This is a genomic window from Pseudogemmatithrix spongiicola, from assembly GCF_030623445.1.
GTDB lineage: Bacteria > Gemmatimonadota > Gemmatimonadetes > Gemmatimonadales > Gemmatimonadaceae > Pseudogemmatithrix > Pseudogemmatithrix spongiicola.
The window spans coordinates 1,622,560-1,641,236 of record NZ_CP130613.1 but is presented as its reverse complement, the minus strand read 5'-3'; the positions used below and the strand labels follow the sequence as shown (position 1 = coordinate 1,641,236).

General features: G+C 66.7%; 19 protein-coding genes. All 19 read left to right on the top strand.

Features of this window, described 5'->3' with window-relative positions; genetic code table 11:
• Positions 1-2 precede the first annotated feature (2 nt).
• Complete coding sequence (gene plsX, locus Strain318_RS07475; RefSeq protein WP_367885085.1) at positions 3-1,004, top strand: phosphate acyltransferase PlsX; 1,002 nt, start codon at positions 3-5, stop codon at positions 1,002-1,004.
• Positions 1,001-1,990: a beta-ketoacyl-ACP synthase III gene (locus tag Strain318_RS07470; RefSeq protein ID WP_367885084.1), complete on the top strand. Its 990-nt coding sequence runs from the start codon at positions 1,001-1,003 to the stop codon at positions 1,988-1,990. The genes plsX and Strain318_RS07470 overlap by 4 nt, the downstream gene beginning before the upstream one ends.
• Positions 1,990-2,913 (top strand): ACP S-malonyltransferase, encoded by a 924-nt coding sequence (gene fabD / locus Strain318_RS07465; RefSeq protein ID WP_367885083.1) that lies wholly within the window; start codon positions 1,990-1,992, stop codon positions 2,911-2,913. The genes Strain318_RS07470 and fabD overlap by 1 nt, the downstream gene beginning before the upstream one ends.
• A gap of 31 nt (positions 2,914-2,944) precedes the next feature.
• On the top strand, positions 2,945-3,682 hold the full coding sequence (gene fabG, locus Strain318_RS07460; protein WP_367885082.1) for a 3-oxoacyl-[acyl-carrier-protein] reductase: 738 nt from the start codon (positions 2,945-2,947) through the stop codon (positions 3,680-3,682).
• 67 nt (positions 3,683-3,749) lie between these two features.
• Complete coding sequence (locus Strain318_RS07455; RefSeq protein ID WP_367885081.1) at positions 3,750-3,986, top strand: acyl carrier protein; 237 nt, start codon at positions 3,750-3,752, stop codon at positions 3,984-3,986.
• A 2-nt stretch (positions 3,987-3,988) separates the two neighbouring features.
• Positions 3,989-5,239 carry a beta-ketoacyl-ACP synthase II gene (gene fabF / locus Strain318_RS07450; RefSeq protein WP_367885080.1) on the top strand — a complete coding sequence of 417 codons (1,251 nt, stop codon included), beginning with the start codon at positions 3,989-3,991 and terminating at the stop codon, positions 5,237-5,239.
• Positions 5,240-5,246: 7 nt separating this feature from the next.
• Complete coding sequence (mqnE, locus tag Strain318_RS07445) at positions 5,247-6,416, top strand: aminofutalosine synthase MqnE (protein ID WP_367885079.1); 1,170 nt, start codon at positions 5,247-5,249, stop codon at positions 6,414-6,416.
• Positions 6,416-7,276 (top strand): menaquinone biosynthetic enzyme MqnA/MqnD family protein, encoded by an 861-nt coding sequence (locus Strain318_RS07440; protein WP_367885078.1) that lies wholly within the window; start codon positions 6,416-6,418, stop codon positions 7,274-7,276. Before mqnE ends, Strain318_RS07440 begins: the two co-directional genes overlap by 1 nt.
• Positions 7,277-7,325: 49 nt before the next feature.
• Positions 7,326-8,366, top strand: a complete 1,041-nt coding sequence (mqnC, locus tag Strain318_RS07435) for a cyclic dehypoxanthinyl futalosine synthase (RefSeq protein WP_367885077.1) — start codon at positions 7,326-7,328, stop codon at positions 8,364-8,366.
• Complete coding sequence (gene ispF / locus Strain318_RS07430) at positions 8,363-8,860, top strand: 2-C-methyl-D-erythritol 2,4-cyclodiphosphate synthase (RefSeq protein ID WP_367885076.1); 498 nt, start codon at positions 8,363-8,365, stop codon at positions 8,858-8,860. The genes mqnC and ispF overlap by 4 nt, the downstream gene beginning before the upstream one ends.
• Positions 8,850-9,506: a DedA family protein gene (locus Strain318_RS07425; RefSeq protein ID WP_367885075.1), complete on the top strand. Its 657-nt coding sequence runs from the start codon at positions 8,850-8,852 to the stop codon at positions 9,504-9,506. The genes ispF and Strain318_RS07425 overlap by 11 nt, the downstream gene beginning before the upstream one ends.
• The gene (xerD, locus tag Strain318_RS07420) at positions 9,503-10,435 is read left to right on the top strand and encodes a site-specific tyrosine recombinase XerD (RefSeq protein WP_367885074.1); all 933 of its coding nucleotides are present in this window, start codon (positions 9,503-9,505) and stop codon (positions 10,433-10,435) included. Before Strain318_RS07425 ends, xerD begins: the two co-directional genes overlap by 4 nt.
• Positions 10,436-10,691: 256 nt before the next feature.
• On the top strand, positions 10,692-11,744 hold the full coding sequence (locus Strain318_RS07415) for a hypothetical protein (RefSeq protein WP_367887865.1): 1,053 nt from the start codon (positions 10,692-10,694) through the stop codon (positions 11,742-11,744).
• A gap of 428 nt (positions 11,745-12,172) precedes the next feature.
• The gene (locus tag Strain318_RS07410; RefSeq protein WP_367887864.1) at positions 12,173-13,384 is read left to right on the top strand and encodes a 6-bladed beta-propeller; all 1,212 of its coding nucleotides are present in this window, start codon (positions 12,173-12,175) and stop codon (positions 13,382-13,384) included.
• A 118-nt stretch (positions 13,385-13,502) separates the two neighbouring features.
• The gene (locus Strain318_RS07405) at positions 13,503-14,090 is read left to right on the top strand and encodes an anthranilate synthase component II (protein ID WP_367887863.1); all 588 of its coding nucleotides are present in this window, start codon (positions 13,503-13,505) and stop codon (positions 14,088-14,090) included.
• Entirely contained in the window at positions 14,087-15,385 is a 1,299-nt protein-coding gene (locus tag Strain318_RS07400) for a 6-bladed beta-propeller (RefSeq protein WP_367887862.1), read from the top strand. Before Strain318_RS07405 ends, Strain318_RS07400 begins: the two co-directional genes overlap by 4 nt.
• 51 nt (positions 15,386-15,436) lie before the next feature.
• Positions 15,437-16,099 (top strand): hypothetical protein, encoded by a 663-nt coding sequence (locus tag Strain318_RS07395; protein WP_367887861.1) that lies wholly within the window; start codon positions 15,437-15,439, stop codon positions 16,097-16,099.
• A gap of 143 nt (positions 16,100-16,242) precedes the next feature.
• Positions 16,243-17,010, top strand: coding sequence for a 3-deoxy-manno-octulosonate cytidylyltransferase (kdsB, locus tag Strain318_RS07390; RefSeq protein WP_367887860.1), 768 nt, complete (start codon positions 16,243-16,245; stop codon positions 17,008-17,010).
• Entirely contained in the window at positions 17,007-18,677 is a 1,671-nt protein-coding gene (locus Strain318_RS07385) for a CTP synthase (RefSeq protein WP_367887859.1), read from the top strand. Before kdsB ends, Strain318_RS07385 begins: the two co-directional genes overlap by 4 nt.

Genomic DNA, 18,677 nt, shown 5'->3' with positions numbered 1-18,677 from the left:
CTATGGCTCGCATCGCGCTGGACGCGATGGGGGGCGATCACGCGCCCCATGCCCCGATTGCGGCGGCCCTGCTGGCCGCAACCGAACTGGGCCCTGACCACACGCTGCAGCTCGTTGGGCAGCAGGCGGTCATCCGTGAGGAACTCGCGAAGCAGCTTGCTGCCGCCGGGCCTGAGGCCCAGGCGGCCGCCGCGCATTTCGAGATCATCGACGCGCCGGACGTCATCCTCATGACGGACAAGCCCTCCGTGGCCATCCGCGGCAAGCCGAACTCCTCGATGGGCGTCGGCCTCAAGCTGCAGGCCGAGGGCAAGTCCGATGCGTTCGTGTCCGCCGGCAACACCGGCGCGCAGATGGCCGCGTCGGTGTTCGTGCTGCGCCTGCACGAGGGGCTGCAGCGGCCGGCCATCGGCACCGTGTTCCCCACGGCGACGCAGCCGGTGGTCGTGCTCGACTCCGGCGCCAACGTGGACTGCTCCGCCCAGGAGCTCGTGAACTTCGCGCAGCTCGGCCACGTCTACGCCAAGGACATCCTCGGCCGGCCGAATCCGGCCATCGGCCTGCTGTCGGTCGGTGAGGAAGCCGAGAAGGGCAATGCCGCGGTGAAGGAGGCGCATCAGCTGCTGCTCAAGAGCGGCCTGAACTTCATCGGCAACGTCGAGGGACGTGACGTGGCGATGGGCGCCTGCGATCGCGGCCCCATCGACGTCGTGGTCTGCGACGGCTTCACCGGCAACGTGCTGCTCAAGTTCTACGAGGCCGTCCCCAAGCTCTTCGGCGGCCTGATGCTGAAGGCGGGGGTCTCGAAGGAGACCCTCGGCCAGGCGCTGAGCGGCCTCGATTACGCCAAGTACGGCGGCGCCCCGCTGCTCGGCGTGAAGGGCGTGAGCATCATCTGCCACGGCAAGTCCAGCCCTGAGGCCATCAAGAACGGCATCAAGGCCGGCCTGCGCGCCGTCGAGAGCGGCATGAGCCGCCACATCGGCGAGAAGGTGCACGCATGAAGCGGCCGTTCGCGATGCTCACCGCCACGGCACACGCGGTGCCGAAGCGCGTCTTCACGAACCACGACTTCGCGTCGATCGGCATCGACACGTCGGACGAGTGGATCCGCGAGCGCACGGGCATCGGGCAGCGCTACATCGCGGGCGAGGGTGAGAACCTCACATCACTGTGCACCCAGGCCGCCCGGGACGCGATGGCCGCCGCGGGGGTCACCGCCGCCGAACTCGACGCGATCATCCTCGGCACCGCCTCGCCGGACCGGCTGCTGCCCAGCACCGCCGTGGAAGTGCAGGCCGCCCTCGGCGCGACCCGCGCCGTGGCCTTCGACATCGACGCCGCCTGCTCCGGCTGGCTCTACGGCTCGCAGATCGCCGAGGGGCTGATCGCGACCGGCAGCTACGAGACGATCCTCGTGATCGGCGGCGAAGTCCTGAGCCGCATCGTGAACTGGAAGGACCGCAACACCTGCGTGCTGTTCGGCGACGGCGCCGGCGCGACGGTCGTGAAGAAGGCCACGAAGCAGCGGGGCATCCTCTCGGCCTACATGCGCTCGGACGGCACGCTGGCCGACCTGCTGCATCGCCCCAAGGGCGCGGGCAACGCACCCGTGACGCCGGAGATCATCCTCGAGGGCTCGCATTACATCCAGATGGCCGGGCGCGAGGTGTTCAAGAACGCCGTGCGGTCGATGGCCGACGCGGCGGACCGCGCGCTCGATGGCGCGAAGCTCTCGGCCGCCGACATCGACGTGCTGATTCCGCACCAGGCGAACATCCGCATCATCGAGGCCACGGCCAAGCACGCCGGCATCCCGATGGAGAAGGTGTTCGTGAACGTCGAGAAGTACGGCAACACCTCGGCGGCATCGATTCCGATCGCGCTCAGCGAGGCGCAGAAGGCCGGCATCGTGAAGGAGGGCACGACCGTGATGTTCGTGGCCTTCGGCGCCGGCTTCACCTGGGGCTCGATGGTGGTGCGGTTCTGATGATCCTCCTCTTCCCGGGGCAGGGTTCGCAGAAGCCGGGCATGGCGAAGGACCTCGCGGAGGCCTTCCCGGCGGCGCGGGACGTGTTCGCCCGCGCCGATGCCGCCTTGGGCGCTCCGCTGAGCACGCTGTGCTTCGAGGGGCCGGCAGAGGAGCTCACGCTCACGCACAACGCCCAGCCGGCGCTGCTCGCGCACGGTGCGGCGGTGTGGGCCGTGGTCAAGGACCACGTCGCGGCGAAGGTGCAGGGAGCCGCCGGCCACTCGCTTGGCGAGTTCTCGGCGTATCACACCGCAGGCGCGCTGTCGCTCGAGGACGCACTCAAGCTGGTGCGACGCCGGGGCGAGCTGATGTACGAAACGGGAGTCCAGGTCCCGGGCGCGATGGCCGCCATCCTTGGCGAGATGTCGCGGACCATCGAAGAGATCTGCAGCGAGGCCTCGGCGCGGGGCGTCGTGGTGCCGGCGAACTACAACGCCACCGAACAGATCGTGATTTCCGGTGAGGTCGCCGCGGTGGAGCAGGCGATGGAGCTCGCCAAGGCCGCGGGCGCGAAGCGCGCGCTGCGCCTTCCGGTGAGCGGCGCCTTCCACTCCCCGCTGATGCAGCCGGCCGCCGCGGGGCTCCAGCAGGCGCTCGACGCCGCGCGCTGGCGCGATCCCTCGTGGCCCATCTGGAGCAACGTCACCGCCGAGGCGGTGGGCGATGCGGCGACGGCGAAGTCGCTGTTGCACCAGCAGCTGACCAGCCCGGTGCGCTGGGTGGAAGTGGTGCGGAATCTCGCCGCGCGGTTCCCGGGCACCGCGTTCGTCGAGATGGGACCCGGCGCCGTGCTCAGCGGCCTCGTGAAGCGCCTCGCGCCGGGCTGCACGACGATGACCTGCGGTACCGTGGCCGAAGTCGAAGCGCTGCTCAAGCTGTAGCGCGCGTCTCACGTCTCCAGCCCCTCGTCACATGCGCATCGATCTCACGGGCAAGGTCGCCCTCGTCACGGGTTCCACGCGCGGCATCGGCCGTGCGATTGCCGGCCGGCTCGCCGAGTGCGGCGCGACGGTCGCCATCGTGGGGCGGGACCAGGCCAAGGCGGATGCCGTTGCCGCGGAGATCGGCGGCGGCGCCAAGGGCTTCGCCTGCGACATCGGCGATCCGGCGCAGGTGACGGCGTTGGTCGAGGCGGTGGAGAAGGCGCTCGGGGGCTGCGACATCCTCGTCAACAACGCCGGCATCACGAAGGACAACCTGATGCTGCGGATGAAGGACGAGGACTGGAACGCGGTGCTCGAGACCAACCTGCGCTCGGCCTTCATCGCGATCCGCGCGGCGCAGCGCGGGATGATGAAGAAGCGCTGGGGCCGCATCATCAACATCGCCAGTGTGGTGGGATTGATCGGCAACGCCGGGCAGGCCAACTACGCGGCGAGCAAGGCCGGCTTGATCGGCCTCAGCAAGAGCGTCGCCAAGGAGCTCGCGAGCCGCAACGTGCTCTGCAACGTCGTGGCGCCGGGCTTCATCAAGACCGACATGACCGACGCGATGACGCCGGACGCGATCGCCAAGCTGTCCGCGCAGATTCCGCTCGATCGTTTCGGCTCGCCGGAGGACATCGCGGGCGCGGTGGCCTTCCTGGCGTCCGACCACGCCGCCTACATCACGGGGCAGGTCCTGACCGTGGATGGCGGGATGGTGATGTAAGCGCGGGAACGTCCCGCTATATTTCCCGATAGTTCACACAGCCCACCCCTCTGGAGCTAGACCCCCAATGGCCGACCATTCCGCGAAGGTCAAGGACATCATCGAGAAGGAGCTCGGCGTCGAGCGCGAGAAGCTCACCGACGGCGCGAGCTTCATCGAAGATCTCGGTGCCGACTCGCTCGACATCGTCGAGCTCGTCATGGAGTTCGAGAAGGAGTTCAACATCGACATCCCCGACGAGGACGCCGAGAAGCTCCGCACCGTCGGTGACGCGATCACGTACCTGAACGGGAAGCTCGGCTAAGCATGGCGGGCGGCAAGCGCCGGGTCGTCATCACGGGGGCGGGTGTCGTCACCTCCGTGGGCAACGACCTGAAGACCACGTGGGAGAGCCTGCTGGCCGGCAAGTCCGGCGGTGCGCCGATCACGCGGTTCGACACGACGGACTTCAAGGTGAAGTTCGCCTGTGAGACCAAGGGCTTCGACCCGGCGCTGTACATGGACCGCAAGGAAGTGAAGCGGTCCGACCTCTACACGCAGTATGCGATGGCGGCGTCCGTGCAGGCCATGACGGATGCAGGTCTCGCCTCCGGTGGCTTCGATCCCTACCGCACGGGTGTCGTGATCGGCTCCGGCATCGGCGGCATCGCCACCTTCGAGGACCAGCTCAAGGTGTACCTGACGCACGGTCCGAACCGCATCTCGCCGTTCTTCGTCCCGATGTTCATCGGCGACATCGCGGCGGGCGTGGTGTCCATGCGCTTCCAGGCCAAGGGGCCCAACTACGCCGTGCAGTCGGCCTGCGCCACCAGCGCACACGCCATCGGCGACGCGTTCCGCATGATCGCCTACGGCGACGCTGACGTGATGATCGCCGGCGGGTCCGAGGCGGCGGTCACGCCGATGTCGATCGGCGGCTTCGGCAACATGCAGGCGCACTCCACCCGCAACGACTCGCCGGCGACGGCGTCGCGCCCCTTCGATGCGACCCGCGACGGCTTCGTGCTCGGCGAGGGCGCGGGCATCGTCGTGCTCGAGGAGCTCTCGCATGCGCAAAAGCGCGGCGCGCGCATCCTCGCCGAGATCGTCGGCTACGGCGCGACGGGCGACGCCTACCACCTCACCGGCCAGCCGGACGACCACGAGGGCCTGCAGCGGGCGATGACGCGCGCCCTCGAGGATGGCGGCCTGCATCCCGAGGACGTGCAGTACATCAACGCCCACGGCACGTCGACGCCGCTCAACGACCCGAACGAGATCCGCGCCATCAAGAAGGTCTTCGGCGCGCACGCGACGGCCCTGAACGTGTCGTCCACGAAGTCCTCGACGGGCCACATGCTGGGCGCGGCCGGTTCGGTGGAGGCCATCTTCACGACGATGGCGATGGTGCACGGCATCATCCCACCGACCATCAACTACCAGACGCCCGATCCCGAGTGCGACCTGGACATCACGCCGAACACGCCGGTGGCGCGCGAGGTACACGCCGCGCTGAGCAACTCGTCGGGCTTCGGCGGCCACAACGTCTCAATCGCTCTCAAGCGATACACGGAGTAAGCGACCCATGCCTGGTGCGCTGACGATTCCGATCGAGCGCATCACCGATCCGGTGGTGCGCCGGATTGCGGAGAAGGTAGGGAAGGGCGAGCGGCTCACGCAGGCCGACGGCGTCGCGATGTTCGAATCGCGCGACCTCACGGGCATCGGCGCGCTCGCCGACGCGGTGAACCGCGCCAAGCATGGCGACGTGGTCACCTTCGCGTCGAACCAGCACATCAATCCGACGAACATCTGCACGCTGCGCACCACTTGTGTGTTCTGCGGCTATGCGCGCCTGCCGAAGGAAGATGGCGCGTACCGCTATACGCTCGACCAGATCATGGCCGAAGCGCGGCAGGCCAAGGACTCGATGACCCGCGAGTTCCACATCGTGGGCGGCTTGGACATGCAGGCCGGGCTCGAGTACTACACGAACATGTTCCGGGCCATCAAGGCCGAGCTGCCCCACGTGCACATCAAGGCGCTCACGGCCGTCGAGATCGCGCACATCGCGCGCATCGAGAAGAAGTCCTGGGAGGAAGTGCTCACCGCCCTGCGCGAGGCCGGCCTCGATACGATGCCCGGCGGCGGCGCCGAGACCTTCTCGGCTGCCGTCCGCGAAGAGATCGCCCGCAAGAAGCTCGGCGCCGGCGACTACGTGGGCGTGCATCGCACCGCGCACAAGCTCGGCATCCGCACCAACACGACCATGCTGTACGGGCACGTCGAGACGTATGCGGACCGCATGGAGCACCTGCAGATGCTGCGCGACCTGCAGGACGAGACGGGCGGCTTCCTGGCCTACATCCCGCTCGCCTACCACCCGGACGACAACGAACTCGGCAAGAAGCTTGGCCGCACGGGTATCGCGACCAGCGGCACCGACGACCTCAAGAACCTCGCCATCGGCCGGCTCTTCCTCGACAACGTCGAGCACATCAAGAGCCACTGGATCATGGTGTCGCCGTTCCTGAGCCAGATCGCGCTGCACTACGGCGTGAACGACCTCGAGGGCACGGTGGTGCGCGAGAAGATCTATCACGCGGTGGGCGCGCAGACGCCGCAGGGCATGACGCTCGAGGCGCTGCTGAAGCTGATCCGCGGGGCGGGCAAGATCCCGAAGGAGCGGGACAGCTTCTACAAGGTCGTGCGCGAGTTCGACGAGACGCCGACCACGGGCGACAAGGCCGCCTGATGCGTGTCGGCCGCATCCCGTACATCAACTGCTATCCGGTCTACGGTGGCGTCGACCGCGGCCTCGTGCCGCTCGACGCCACGCTCATCGATGGGGTGCCGACGACGCTCAACCGCATGATGGCTCAGGGCGCGCTCGACGTGAGCGTGGTCTCGGCCGTCGAATATGCCCGCGACAGCGAACGCTACCTGCTCCTGCCCGAACTGGCCATTTCCTGCGACGGCCCGGTGCGCAGCGTGATGCTGTTCTCGAACGTGCCGGCCGAGGAGCTCGGGGGGCAGCGCGTGCTGGTGAGCCGGTCGTCGATGACCTCGGTGCACCTGCTGGAGCTGCTGTTCGAGCATGTGTGGAAGGCCGCGCCGGAGTTCGTGCCGGGCAACGCGGAGGCCGATGCCGTGGCGGCGCAGGCCAGCGACGACATCGCCGCGCGGCTCGTGATCGGCGACGCCGCCCTTATGCTCCAGAGTGCCGACCACCCCGTCGCGCAGGGGCATGGACGCAGCTACCCCTACGTGTACGACCTCGGCGCCGAATGGAAGCGCTGGACGGGGCTGCCGTTCGTGTTTGCCGTGTGGGTAGCGCAGCGCAACACGCCGGTGGAAGACTCCCTCAAGGTTCACGCGGCGCTCATCCGCTCCCGCGACTGGGGCTTGCAGCACTTGGACGAGCTTTCAGCGCAGGCCAGCCGCAACACCGGCGTGAGCCTCCGGGAGTGCCGGGAGTACTTCGCGGGTCTCGACTGGCGGCTGACGATGCCTGACCTCGAAGGGCTGACGGAGTTCCTGCGACGCCTGGAACTCGCCGGACGCGTTCCGAAGGGAAAGTTGGCGTTCCTGCCGTCGGCGCAGGCGGGGCGGTAGGCCCGCGCGAACCGCGCGCCCGTCCTTGGGATTCGCTTAGATTGAAGCTATGTCTGAACTCACGGACCTCCTCGAGTACTACGAAAAGACGCCGCTCCTCGAGCTCGGCGCCGCCGCCAACGCCATGCGGATGAAGCTCCATCCGGAGCCCATCGTCACGTACATCGTCGACCGCAACATCAACTACACGAACGTCTGCGTGGCCGACTGCGGCTTCTGCGCGTTCTACCGGCGCCCGAAGGACGGCGAGGGCTGGACGCTCAGCTACGAGCAGATCGGCGCGAAGATCGACGAGGTGAAGGCCCTCGGCGGCGTGCAGATCCTCATCCAGGGCGGGCACAACCCGTACATCCCGTTCGAGTGGTATCTCGAGCTGCTCAAGTACATCAAGCGGAATCACCCGATCCACGTGCACGGCTTCTCGCCCTCCGAAGTGGACTTCTGGGCGACGCTGTACCGCATGGACGCGCGGACGATCATCCAGGAGCTGGTGAAGGCCGGCCTCGATTCGATCCCCGGCGGCGGCGGCGAGATCCTCGTGCAGCGCGTGCGCGACAACGTCGCCAAGAAGAAGGCCGGCGCCGACCGCTGGCTCGAGGTCATGGAGATCGCGCACCAGGAGGGCCTCAAGACCTCCTGCACGATGATGTACGGCATCGGCGAGACCAAGGCCGAGCGCGTGGAGCACCTGCTGCGCCTCAAGGAGGTGCAGAAGCGCACGAACGGCTTCACGGCGTTCATCTGCTGGCCGCTGCAGCCGGAGAACACGCCGGAGATGAGCCACATGCCGAAGACCGACGCGGTGGAGTACCTCCGCACGACGGCCTTCGCGCGCACCGTGCTCGACAACATCCCGAACATCCAGGCCAGCTGGGTGACGATGGGCATGAAGGTCGGCCAGACGGCGCTGCACTACGGCTGCAACGACTTCGGCTCGCTGATGCTCGAGGAGAACGTCGTCTCGGCGGCGAACACCACGCATCGGACGAGCATCGAGGAGATGGAGCTGCTCATCCGCGAGGCCGGCTTCACGCCGAAGAAGCGCAAGCAGGACTACTCGCTGCTCGAACCGGAACTGGTGGGCGCGTGAGCGCAGCGGTCACGCCCGTCCGCGTCGGTATCGGCTACGACTCGCATCGCTTCGTCGAGGGGCATGGCGTCATCCTCGGCGGCGTGCTGATTCCGGCCACCGTGCGCTGCACGGGTCATTCCGATGCGGACGCGGTGTGCCATGCGCTGACGGACGCGATCCTCGGCGGCGCGGGCCTTGGCGACATCGGCGAGATGTTCCCCGATACCCAGGCCGAGAACGCCGGGCGCGACAGCATCGAGATGCTGCAGCTCGCGCTCGCACGCGTGCGGAAGGCCGGCTGGCGCTGCGCGCAGGCCGACATCACCGTGATCGCGGAGTTCCCCAAGATCGGGCCGCACCGTGCGGCGATTCGTGAGAAGCTGGCCAACGCCATCGATCTGTCCCCCGCAGACGTGATGGTGAAGGGCAAGACCAACGAGAGCATGGGTTGGATCGGCCGGGGGGAGGGCATCGCGACGATCGCGGTGGCCACGTTGGTGCGTGCCGACTGAACTGGGCTTCCTCGAGACGTTCCTCACCTGGATCGAAGGTCTCGGCGCGGGGTCCCTGTACGCCCTCATGGGGCTGCTGGCGTTCTGCGAGGGCATGCTGCCCCCCATTCCGGGCGACGTCGCGGCCGCGTTCCTGGCGTTCATCTCGGCGCGGAACGGCGGGCTGATGCTTCCGACCGCGCTGGTGATCACGACCGGCAGCGTCGGCGGGTCCTCGGTGGTGTGGTGGGTCGGCCGGCGATTCGGCGCGGAGTGGATCACGCACCAGTTGGGGCGCATCGGCATGGCCAAGAGCGAACTCAAGGCCGAGCGCGCGGAGCACCGGATCGAGCGCGCGTACCGGCAGTACGGGTGGGTCGCGCTGTTCCTAAGCCGATTCATTCCCGGCGTGCGCGCGATGGTGCCGCTTGCCGCGGGGGCGATGCGCGTCCCGCTGTGGGAGACGCTGGGCATCATGTGGCTGTCGTCCTTCATGTGGTACAGCGTCATCGTGTGGATCGCGATGCGCGTCGGGCGCGACTGGGAGAGCGTCAAGGCAGGGATGACGCGGTTTGCGCAGGGGGCGGGGCTGGGGGCGCTGGGGCTCGCGCTCGTCCTTGGCATCGTTGGCTGGCTGGTCTGGCGTCGCCGTAGATTGCGGGCGTGAGCCGCGCCGGCGCCCCGCCCATCTCCGACGAGCTGTCCCGCCGCTTCCTGCTCGAGCGCTTCAGCGAGTACCTCGAGCTGGAACTCGGCTCGAGTCCCCGCACGCGCGAGGCATACCTGCGGGACCTCTCCCTGCTCGCCACCTGGGCCAGCACGCGGCATCGCGTGAGCGGAGCGGCCGCCCTCGAGGCCGCGCACCTGCGCGAGTGGGTCTACGAGCAGAAGGACCAGGGCCGCGCGGCGACGACCATCAAGCGTCGCATCTCCGCGCTGCGGACCTGGTATCGGTTCCTGCTGGCCGAGGGCGTGGTGAAGGCGGATCCCAGCGAGAAGCTGGAGAGCCCGCGCGGCTGGCGGCGCCTGCCCGACGTGCTGACGGTGCGCGAAGTCGAGCAGTTGATCGACGCGATCCCGCTGGAGGATGCGATGGCCTTCCGTGACCGCGCATTGCTGGAGCTGGCGTATGGAGCCGGGCTGCGCGTGAGCGAGTGGTGCACGCTGGAGGTGAAAGACGTGCTGCTGGACGAGCTCGTGGTCCGCGTCTTCGGCAAGGGCGGCAAGGAGCGGTTGGTGCCGATCGGGCGCAAGGCGGCGGGGGCGGTTGGGATGTACCTCCGCGAGCTCAGGCCGCGCTTGGAGAAGGGCAAGGGCGAGGGTCGACTCTTTCTCAACAGCCGCGGCCGGCCGCTGCAGCGCATGACGGCGTGGACCATCCTCAAGAAGATCATCGAACGTTCTGGCGTGACGAAGCCGGTGACTCCGCATACGTTGCGGCATTCATTCGCGACGCATTTGCTGGAGGGCGGGGCGGACCTGCGCGCCGTGCAGGAGATGTTGGGGCACGCGGATATTGCGACGACGCAGTTGTATACGCACGTGAATCGCGAGCATTTGCGGCAGGTGCACAAGCAGTTTCATCCGCGCACCTAGAACGTGTAATGCAGTGCATTAGACGCAAGGCGGCTTGGGCCTCGGAGCAGAGCGATGCTCTGGTTGAGAGCTAAGGGCGGATTACTCGACCATTGAATTGTGCTAGGCCACTTGCGACAAGTCTGTATCCGCCCTTGCGCGAAAGCAGCTCGCAATAGCACGTTCCGCATGAGTAACGCACACGCGACTTCCAAGTGGCGGTGGCGCGCGCATCCCGCTCACGCTTGGCCGCCGCTGTCAAGGGCTTGGAGGAATCTTGCGCCCGCAGTTCCATTCGACCAATCGGGTTGCAACTCGTTCTGCGGCGGCACGCAGGGGAGAATGTGACGAGTTGATTCGAGCACTGGGCGTAGTGGTGTTCACCTTATTGTTCGTCGGCTGCAACCGAGCCTCGCAAGATTCTAACGACGCCGTGCTCGTCCTAGAGGAATTCGCCTCAGACTCCGTGCCGAGCTCCTACCCGGTCTCGGGTGCGGTCCGCGGCGCGAGGTACTTGGCGGTGTGGTCCAGCGTGACGGATACCATGTTGCTTAAGGCGCACAATGGAACCGAGTGGGAGAAGCTTCGCCTGCCGACTGGCCGTGTCCTCGGAGTCGCATTTGAGTCCGACGAACTGCTATCAGTCATTGACTCTGCGTCGATCTTCCGAGTGGCTTCAAATGGTCGCGTGCTCTCGCAACTGCGAATGTCACTACCTTTCGCGCCGTTCGCCGCGGTTCGAGCTCGTGACAAGTGGATCGTCGCCGGCAGGCTTTCAGGCGGCGATGTTGGCTTGCTGGCGCTGAGTAGCGCAGACGGATCTTTCTCAGACGTCGGAGTCGTTTCGGCGCGCAGCGTCGCGGCTCCCCGTGGGGACACGAGCTTCTTCGCCAATGCGTGGCTGACTTGGTACCGCGGTGAACTCGTTGTCTCATCGTCTCAGAATCCGTTCCGCGTTTTCCTCATCGACGAAGCTGGCGATCAAAGCAGAACGCTAGAACCACCATATGCAGCAGTAGATGTTCAGCGCGACACAGAGTCCGCGGAATGGGTTGGCCTGCACACGCATTCGCTTGGCTGTGGTTATATACAAGTTCTAGCAGACTTACGAAGCGACATGCGACGCCTGATTGTGTACGACGAAGACGGCAGCTTCCTTCGCGAGAGTTTGGTGACGGTGTCCCTCGGCATCCTCGAGTCGGATCCGGTTCGCAAGGAATTGATCGCGCTGCGGAGATTCGCACACGATGAGATTGTCCTGTACAGGTGGGGGTGGCTGGGCAGGGATTCAACCAAAGGAGGAAGGGTATGCGACGAAACTGGACGATAGCATGGATGGCAGCGGCTTGGTTGGCGATTGGCGGGTTGTCTCCTAGCCGGGCCAACGCACAGTGCATGTGGCCGCGTCAGGAACCAGGCAACAACTGCTGCGCGTGTGTTTTTGGAAACGGTTACTGGAACTGTCAACCCTCGTGTGCGGGGTACTGCGTGGTGTTCTCCTCGTGCAACCAGGTCAAGTCCGACATTAGGGTTGGGCCGGACGGAACCGTGTATCGAGAGACACCCTCGGTGGTAGCGTCCGCTGCGTTTGTGGCAGAAGAGGCCTCAGCGGCGGATCTGCTCGCAATCTCCGGACACTGGGAGGGTCTAACTAGACACGTTAGAAGGGATTGCCGGGGATACGTGGTAACTCGCGCGTACTCACGGGACGCCGTACGGGCCGCGAAGCGAGAGGTCGCTCGAATCGAGATCTAGGATGTGGTGCGCGCGACCCAGCCACCCGACCGCGCGCTGATATCTTCCTCGGAAGCGGAGCGCTTCGTGAAACCGATTCAATCTGCTGCCGCGCTACTTGCCTTGTTCGTTGGACATTTGGTTCCAGCGGGAGTGGCTGCGCAAAGTAGACGTCTGGTCGAAGATTTTCGTATTCTCCCGGCGGAGAGCGACAGCCTAGCTTTCTCAGCCATCGCCGACATCGAAAGTGGGCGTGGCGGTCGTGTGTACGTTCTTCAGCCTGACTTGCGAGTTGTCCAGGTCTTCGATAGCAGCGGCAAGCGCGTGCGGGTGATCGGTCGGCGTGGCAGCGGCCCGGGTGAGTTTCAGTTTCCACTGCGTCTGGGGCTGAAGCAGGACAGTCTTTGGGTATGGGATCCAACGTCAGCGCGCATTAGCGTCTTCGATGAAGGCGGTCGACTGCAGCGGACCATTTCTCTTGGCACAGTCGGTTCTGCCCGACTATTGGCCAGCGGTGAAGTAGCAATCAAGCGGTATGATGAGGACGCGGTTCGCGATGGAGGAGTTGCCCGCCTGAGGGCCCCGCTCCTCCGCTACAGTGCTGGAGGAGCAATCGTCGACACACTGCTTCACTTGGACGCTGACAGCGTAGGTCCACTGCGGATTCCAGTCGCAGCTGGCATGGCGCAAGGTCAGCAGCCTTTCACGACGACGCCCCTCTGGGCAGTGAGTCCGAGTGGCACGTCGCTGGTCTTGGTCGAGCGGAATCTTGCCTCAAGGCCCGGCGACGCCATTTACCGAATCCGCCGAGTTTCAACTGCTGGGCGGGTCATTTTCGTTCGCGAAGTGAAGTATACCGCCCGACGGCTTGAAGATGCCGACCTCGAAGCGGTTGTCGACGCGTGGGTTGCTCGACTGACCTCTTCGGAGCGCGGCCGCCCCAGCTCCGGAACAGTGCGACGTGACCAGGTAAGGCGCGCCATTTATCGCCCCGCAACTCTGCCACCGGTGGGCGACATACTGATTGGAAGCGATGATTCCATTTGGCTTAGGCGGGTGGATAGCCGGTCCGGGAACACGGCCTCGTGGATCCGGTTCGATGCGACCGGGAGGTCAATTGGGGAAGTCGAGGCACCCGTGGAGGCCCAACTGATGCGCGCTTCTGCGACGCACGTGTGGGCTGTTGTTCGAGACACCGATGGGGTACCGGCGGTGGTTCGCTATCGCGTTCAGTGACGCTGCCTCGCTAACCGACCGATCCGTGCGCGCTACCTCGAATCGGGCGCCGAAGCCGATCTCGCACTTGGGAACCGTGGCCCGCTCCACTGACCCGATGTCACACTCCTAGGGAACTGTGCTTCTCGTCCTCGACAACTACGACTCCTTCACGTACAACCTCGTCCAGTACCTCGGCGAGCTTGGCGCCGAGCTGCGCGTGGTGCGGAACGACCAGCTGTCGGTGGATGACGTCGGCGCCATGCAGCCGCAGGCCATCATCTTGGGTCCCGGACCGGGGACGCCAGCAGAGGCGGGCATCACGATCCCCGTTATTCAGCGCTTCGGGGCGACGATCCCGATGCTCGGCGTCTGCCTCGGACACCAGGCGATCGGCGAGGCCTACGGCGGCGACGTGATCCGCGCGCCGCGCGGCGTGATGCACGGCAAGACCTCGCGGGTGCTGCACGACGGTACGGGTCTCTTCGCCGGCATTGCGTCGCCGGCGGAAGTGATGCGCTATCACTCGCTGGTCGTGAAGCACGAGACGCTTCCCGCCGCGTTGGAAGTCACCGCGACGGCGATGGATGACCGGACAGAGATCCACGCGCTGCGGCACCGCGAGCATCCGGTGTACGGCGTGCAGTTCCATCCCGAATCGATCGGCACCGCAGATGGCAAGCGGATGCTCGGCAACTTCCTCAGCCTCGCAGGAGTGCTCGCATGATGCCCCGTCGCTTCGATCATGTCGTCGCCACCGCTGCCCTCGGGACCGCCCTCCTCGCGGCCTGCGCGGGAGACCGAGGCGCCGAGGCGGACGCACGGCCCTGGCGTACGGTCGCCGACTCGACGGGCGACACAATCGTCGTGCGCACACTCGGTGCGGTTCCAGACTCGCTCGCCCACACACTCGTTCCTGTGCTGCAGGTCGGCGCGTTGGATGGCGCGGAGGAACTCACCTTCGGCTATGTCGGCGACGTGCTCGGGCTGCCCGGTGGCGGCCTGCTGGTGCATGACTCGGAGGCGGAGATCATCCGCCTGTACGACTCTACCGGCGCGTACGTGCGCAACCTCGGTGGCAAGGGCGGGGGACCGGGCGAGTACACGCAGGTGAACGGCATCGCGCGGCACCCGAGCGGCGACCTCTACGTGTGGGACGCGGGCGGCGGTCGCGTGAACCGCTATCGCGCGGACGGCAGCTACGTGACGACCTGGCGCAGTCCGTTCACGGGGTGGTTCACGCAGAATCAGCTGTTCGCCGACGCGGCGGGCCGCCTTCTCATGTGGCTGCCGATCATGACGAACCCGGACAACTCGCTGGAGCGGCAAGACAGTTACGTCCGCCTCGATACGGCCGGGAAGACGCTCGATACGCTGCGCATCCCGCTCTGGCCCAACGAGTCCGAGCCGCTGCAAGCGGCGACCCCCAATGGCCGCTCGCGGACCATGACCGTCCGGCCCTGGTCCGCAAACTCGGCGGCAAGCGTCCACCCAGCGGGAGGCATCGTCGCGGGGTTGGGCCAGCGCTACGTGTTCTATCGGCTGCTAGCCGACGGCAAGCCAAACCGGATCGAACGCGAGTTCACGCCGGTGCCCGTGTCAGACACAGAGCGGCGGGAACGGCAGGCGCAGATCGAGCAGAACATGCGCCGCCTCGACCCGAGCTGGAATTGGACGGGCGCACCGATTCCCTCCGAGAAGCCCGCGTACGACCGCTTCCTCGTGGGTGAAGACGGTCGCATCTGGGTGCGGGTCTACACCGCGGGGGAACCGATTCCCGCGGAAGAGCTGCCAACGCCACGCCCGAGTCCCAACGGGCCGCCACCCGTGGTGCTCACCACGCGCGAACCCGTGGTCTTCGACGTCTTCGCGAGCGACGGGCGCTTCCTCGGGCGGGTGAAGCTGCCGCCGCGCACGCGGGTGCTGCGCGCCCGCGGCAACGACGTCTGGGGCACGACGCGCGATGCCGACGACGTCGACTATGCGGCACGGTTCCGCATTGAGCCTGGGCTGAAGCCCTAGGCGTTCCGCGCTGCGTCGCACATTCCCCTTGTGGGCGGGTATCTTTTCGCCATGACACGCTCCCTGCGACTTGCGGTGCTCCTCGCCAGTCTCGTGGCGACGGGGTGTCTGCCGTACACCATTGGCAACACGGCGCAAACCACGCCGAAGGGCGAGATCTCGAAGACCACCACCGCCGGGTTCGCGATCGGCGTCGGCGGCCGATTCGCCGACTCGAACACGGTGAGCCCGCAAGCCAACCTGCTGCTCTCCGACCAGGAGATCCGCTTCGGCATCGACGACGGGGCGGACATCGGCCTGCGGATTACGAGCGCCAGCGGGCTGGTCGGCAACCTGAAGCGCCGGCACAGCGGGGCGAACCACGTGGACTCGGCTGCGTTCGCGACCTCAATTGGCGTCGGCATCGTGAACTTCGCCAGCCACGCGCTATTCGAGGGAGCGCTGCATTTCTCTGGCGGCCGTCGCCCGACGGGTATCCCGTACGGCGCAGTGAAGGTCATGCACACCGTGCCGATTTCGCGGGGCGCGCTTCGCGATGACCCCTCGGCAGGCGCCGCCTTCGGCTGGCGGTTCGGGGATGCCGACGTGTCGATCGCCCCGGAGATTGCCGTGTGGTACGACCGCCCGGTCAGCGGCATCCGGACCGGAAACGTGGTGGTCGTCCCGAGCATCACTCTGAAGGGTCTGTCGTTCCTGCCGCGCATCTTCCGGTAGGACGGGCTCCCCGGCGCTTTCGCCGGCCGTGGAAATGCTGCTGCCGGAACGATTTGTGATGCCCTCTTGTCGCCCCCACGCCAGCCCATAGATTTCGCTGGCGTGGATTTTGCATCGGCGACCGCCTGCCGGACGGTGCTGATATGAGCACCCTGGCCGTTATCCCCGCTCGACTCGGGGCCACTCGGCTCCCCCGCAAACCCCTGCGACTTCTTGGCGGCGCCCCGCTCGTGGTGCGCGTCCTGGAGCGCGTCCAGTCCCTCGGGCTCGCGGACCGCGTCGTCGTCGCGACGGAGACCGAGGAGGTCGCGGAGGTCGTCGCGCAGGCCGGTGGCGAGGCGCTGATCACCTCTGCGGCGCATCCCAGCGGCACCGACCGCGTCGCAGAAGTCGCCCGGCACCCGGATTTCCTGCGGCATGACATCATCGTGAACGTGCAGGGCGACGAGCCCTTCATGCGCGGCGATGCGATGGCCGGGGCCATCGCCATGGTCCGGGATCACGGATTCGATCTCGGCACGGCCGCGGGCAAGCGCACGGCAGCGATCATGGACGACCCGAACTGCGTGAAGGTCGTGCGCGATGACTCGGGCCGCGCGATGTACTTCTCGCGGGCGCCGATTCCGTTCCTGCGCGATGCCGCTGACGCCGCGACCCGGGATGCGCTCGTGTTTCAGCACATGGGCATCTACGCGGCGCGGCGCGAGGCCCTGATGAAGTGGGTGTCGCTGCCACCGCATCCGTTGGAGCTCGTCGAGAAGCTCGAACAACTGCGCGCCCTCGCCGCCGGCTTGGCGATGGGCGTCGCGATCGTAGACGCCCCCTCGTGGGGCGAAGTGAATACCGAAGACGACCTGGTGCGCGCCAACGCACACTGGGACTCACTGCAGACCACCGGGACCGCCCGATGACGCCGAACTCCGCCCACTCCTCCCCGAAGTACATCTTCGTCACCGGCGGCGTCGTGTCGTCGCTCGGCAAAGGCATCGCGGCTGCCTCGCTCGGCCGCTTGCTCGTCGAGCGCGGCCTGCGCGTGACGATGATGAAGCTCGATCCGTACCTGAACGTGGATCCCGGCACGATGTCGCCGTTCCAGCACGGCGAAGTCTTCGTCACGGACGACGGCGCCGAGACGGACCTGGACCTCGGGCACTACGAGCGCTTCCTCGACCGCTCGCTGACGCAGGCCAACAACATCACGACGGGCCGCATCTACTCGAACGTGATCACCAAGGAGCGCCGCGGCGAGTACTTGGGCTCCACGGTGCAGGTGATCCCGCACATCACGGACGAGATCAAGAGCGCGGTGCGCCGCGTGGCCCCGGAGAACGACGTGGTGTTGGTGGAAGTCGGCGGCACGGTGGGCGACATCGAGTCGCTGCCGTTCCTCGAGGCCATCCGCCAGTTCCGCCATGACGTGGGCCGCGAGAACACGCTGTTCGTGCACCTCACGCTGGTGCCGTACATCGCGGCCGCGGGCGAGGTGAAGACCAAGCCGACGCAGCACAGCGTGCGCGACCTCATGGAGATCGGTATCCAGCCCGACGTGCTGATCTGCCGCACGGAACGTCCGCTGGCCGAGGACGTGAAGCGCAAGATCGCGCTGTTCTGCAACGTGGAGTTCGGTGCGGTGGTCGAAAGCCGCGACGTGAAGACGATCTACCAGATCCCGCTCTCGTTCCGCGAGCAGGGCTTGGACGACCTCATTTGCCGCAAGCTCGGCATCGAGACGCCCGCACCGGACATGGCCAAGTGGACGGCGATGGTGCAGCGCGTGGTCGCCCCGGCGCGCCGCGTACGCATCGGCGTGGTCGGCAAGTACACGGACTACGTCGACTCGTACAAGAGCGTGCAGGAGGCGCTGATCCACGGCGGCATCGCCAATGATGTCGGCGTGGATATCGCCTGGACGTCGAGCGACCTCTTCACCGACGCCGCGCGGGCGAAGGAGATCGTGCAGGGCTTCGACGGCTTGTTGGTGCCGGGCGGCTTCGGCGTGCGCGGCGTGGAAGGCATGGTCGAGGCCATCAAGGCCGCGCGCGAAACGAACACGCCGTTCTTCGGCATCTGCCTCGGCATGCAGGTGGCGATCATCGAGTTCGCGCGCAATGTCTGCGGCCTCGACGACTCCAACTCCAGCGAGTTCGCGCCGGAGTGCTCGCACCCGGTGATCTCGCTGCTCGAGAGCCAGCAGAACGTGAAGGACATGGGCGGCACGATGCGCCTCGGCTCGTACGCCTGCCGCCTCAAGCCTGGCTCCCGCGCCGCGGAGATCTACGGCCAGCCGGAGATCAGCGAACGGCATCGCCACCGCTACGAAGTCAGCAACCAGTACCGCGAGCAGTTCCAGCAGGCGGGCATGCGGCTCTCGGGGCTCTCGCCGGATGGCTCGCTGGTGGAGATGATCGAGCTTGTCGAGCATCCGCACTTCGTCGCCTGCCAGTTCCACCCGGAGCTCAAGTCGCGCCCGACCCGGCCGCACCCGCTGTTCTCGGCATTCGTCGCCGCCGCGGCCACCCACGCGACGGTGTCGCCCGTGCGCGTCGCCGCGCGGCGTGCGCTCGTCGAGGCCAACTGA

What these genes read in the sequence shown, in the direction of transcription:
- fabF (WP_367885080.1), top strand. Translation starts at nt 3,989, where the DNA reads ATGGCGGGCGGCAAGCGCCGGGTCGTCATCACGGGGGCGGGTGTCGTC.
- fabD (WP_367885083.1), top strand. Translation starts at nt 1,990, where the DNA reads ATGATCCTCCTCTTCCCGGGGCAGGGTTCGCAGAAGCCGGGCATGGCG.
- plsX (WP_367885085.1), top strand. Translation starts at nt 3, where the DNA reads ATGGCTCGCATCGCGCTGGACGCGATGGGGGGCGATCACGCGCCCCAT.
- Strain318_RS07400 (WP_367887862.1), top strand. Translation starts at nt 14,087, where the DNA reads ATGATGCCCCGTCGCTTCGATCATGTCGTCGCCACCGCTGCCCTCGGG.
- kdsB (WP_367887860.1), top strand. Translation starts at nt 16,243, where the DNA reads ATGAGCACCCTGGCCGTTATCCCCGCTCGACTCGGGGCCACTCGGCTC.
- Strain318_RS07395 (WP_367887861.1), top strand. Translation starts at nt 15,437, where the DNA reads ATGACACGCTCCCTGCGACTTGCGGTGCTCCTCGCCAGTCTCGTGGCG.
- Strain318_RS07470 (WP_367885084.1), top strand. Translation starts at nt 1,001, where the DNA reads ATGAAGCGGCCGTTCGCGATGCTCACCGCCACGGCACACGCGGTGCCG.
- mqnE (WP_367885079.1), top strand. Translation starts at nt 5,247, where the DNA reads ATGCCTGGTGCGCTGACGATTCCGATCGAGCGCATCACCGATCCGGTG.
- mqnC (WP_367885077.1), top strand. Translation starts at nt 7,326, where the DNA reads ATGTCTGAACTCACGGACCTCCTCGAGTACTACGAAAAGACGCCGCTC.
- Strain318_RS07385 (WP_367887859.1), top strand. Translation starts at nt 17,007, where the DNA reads ATGACGCCGAACTCCGCCCACTCCTCCCCGAAGTACATCTTCGTCACC.
- fabG (WP_367885082.1), top strand. Translation starts at nt 2,945, where the DNA reads ATGCGCATCGATCTCACGGGCAAGGTCGCCCTCGTCACGGGTTCCACG.
- Strain318_RS07440 (WP_367885078.1), top strand. Translation starts at nt 6,416, where the DNA reads ATGCGTGTCGGCCGCATCCCGTACATCAACTGCTATCCGGTCTACGGT.
- Strain318_RS07455 (WP_367885081.1), top strand. Translation starts at nt 3,750, where the DNA reads ATGGCCGACCATTCCGCGAAGGTCAAGGACATCATCGAGAAGGAGCTC.